Origin of the sequence: Streptomyces sp. NPDC006476, from assembly GCF_040612015.1 — a bacterium.
In the GTDB taxonomy this organism is placed as follows: Bacteria; Actinomycetota; Actinomycetes; order Streptomycetales; family Streptomycetaceae; genus Streptomyces; species Streptomyces griseorubiginosus_B.
Window position 1 is genome coordinate 1 of record NZ_JBEXPK010000260.1, and the last position, 2,105, is coordinate 2,105.

General features: G+C 68.7%; 1 protein-coding gene. It reads right to left on the reverse strand.

Annotation, left to right across the window (positions count from 1 at the left end):
• Nucleotides 1-166: 166 nt before the first annotated feature.
• Nucleotides 167-1,654 (reverse strand): NAD-dependent succinate-semialdehyde dehydrogenase, encoded by a 1,488-nt coding sequence (locus ABZZ74_RS53795; protein WP_356951393.1) that lies wholly within the window; start codon nt 1,652-1,654, stop codon nt 167-169.
• Between the last annotated feature and the right edge of the window lie 451 nt (nt 1,655-2,105).

Sequence of the window (2,105 nt, forward strand, 5' to 3'; positions counted from 1 at the left end):
CGACAGCACGACAGGCCACAACTCCCACGAGATCGCCGACCCTATGCCCGACCAGCGGAAACGCAGTCCTCAAGTCCGGAAAGACAACAGCTTCTTACCACCGAATGTGAGACAGGGCCGTTAGATATTTACACTCCCAGGCGGCGCCTGGAGGGCTGTTGGGTAATCAAGTGGTCGGGCGCAGTGCGAGGTTGTAGTAGCGGATCTCCTGGTATTCCTCGAGTCCCTCGCTGCTGCCCTCGCGTCCGAGGCCGGACTGCTTGACCCCGCCGAACGGCGCGGCCGCGTTCGAGGGAACGCCCTGATTGATGCCGACCAGTCCGGTGGCCAGTTCGTCGGCCACGTTGAAGGCACGGTCGAGGTTCTCGGTGAAGACGTAGCCCGCCAGGCCGTGCTCCGTGTCGTTGGCGCGGGCGATGGCCTCGTCCTGCTGGGAGAAGCGTTGGACGGCGGCAACGGGACCGAAGATCTCGGTGTGGGCGAGGTCGGCGTCAGCCGGTACGTGGTCCAGGAGCGTCGGTGCGAAGAACGAGCCAAGGTTGCCGGGGGCCGAGCCGCCGGTGAGGAGGTGTGCGCCGCGGGAGGTCGCGTCCGCGACGAGGGCGGTGAGTCGCGTCACGGCAGTGTGGTCGATCACCGGACCGAGCCCCACACCGGGGGCGAGTCCGTGGCCGATCTGCACGGCGGCCAGTCGCTCGGTGAGGGCGTCGACGAACGCGTCGGCGATGCCGTCTTGGACGAAGATGCGGTTGGCGGCAATGCATGACTGGCCGCCGTTGCGCATCTTGGCGGCGAACGCGCCGTCGACCGCCCGTTCCAGATCGGCGTCGTCGAAGACCAACAGGGGGGCGTTGCCGCCCAGTTCCATGGAGCTCTTCAGTACGTTGTCCGCAGCCAGACGCAGCAGGACCTTGCCGACCGCGGTCGATCCGGTGAAGGACACCTTGCGCACCCGTGGATCGGCCAGAACGGCCGTACTGAAGGACGGGGCCCCGGTCGTGGTCACGACCTGCACCAGGTCTTCGGGCACACCGGCTGCGACTGCGAGTTGGACAGCGAAGATCGTGGTCAGAGGCGTGTGAGGCGCGGGTTTGATGACCACGGGGCAGCCGGCGGCGAGTGCCGGGGCGATCTTGCGGGTAGCCATGGCGAGCGGGAAGTTCCACGGGGTGATGAGCACCGACAACCCCACCGGTGCGCGTCGGCTGAGCAGACGGGCGCCGCCGGCTGGAGCGTCGCGAAGGTTTCCCCCAGGGCGTACCGCTTCCTCGGCGTACCAGCGGATGAAATCGGCACCGTAGGAGATCTCGGCACGGGCCTCGGCGAGCGGCTTGCCCATCTCACGGGTGATGAGCAGAGCGATCATCTCGGCGTTGCCGAGGATGAGGTCGTGCCAGGCACGGAGGATGTCGGCGCGGTGCCGGGTGCTGGTGGCAGCCCAGGAACGGCCGGCTGCGTCGGCACGGGCGACGGCGTCGAGGGACTGGTCCGCGTCGAAGTCGGGGACCTGGGCGATCACCTGGCCGGTGGCCGGATCGTGGACGTCGAAAGTGCGGGTGACGCCCGGTACGGCGAGGCGGAGGCCGGCCAGGACTTTGTCGGAGTCGGCGAGGGCAGTGGGCTCGGCGTCGGGGAGGGTACGTATGGGGGTCACTTGGCTTCCTGGGCAAGGAGGACGGTGTCGATGGCGGCCATGAGCTGCCGGAACTCGTTGTCGGTGGAGAGGGAAGGCGGCTTGATCCGGGCGGTGGCGCCGCGCAGGCCGGAAACGGGCGGGCAGCAGGTTGCGGCCCATGGCCGGACCGGATCCCGGCTCTGGGCAGAAGCCCTGACCGACCTCTGCTGTCAGGCCGCCCCGCAGGGAGCATTCGATCCGCATGGGCCCCGGTCGCCACCCGCGGCCCGGGAACGGACCACCCGTCACGGCATCGGTGCCGCCCCGGCCCGGGCTCACAAGCGCGCCGAAGGAGACGCTTTCGACCGGAGCGAGAGCCGGTCGGCCTGGCTGCCGAACGGCTGCTGCAGGTTCGTGCAGGGGTCTACAGCACCCTTTCGAGGAAGGCCTGGGTTCGTTTCTCGCGTGGGTTGGCCAGGACTTCGCGGGC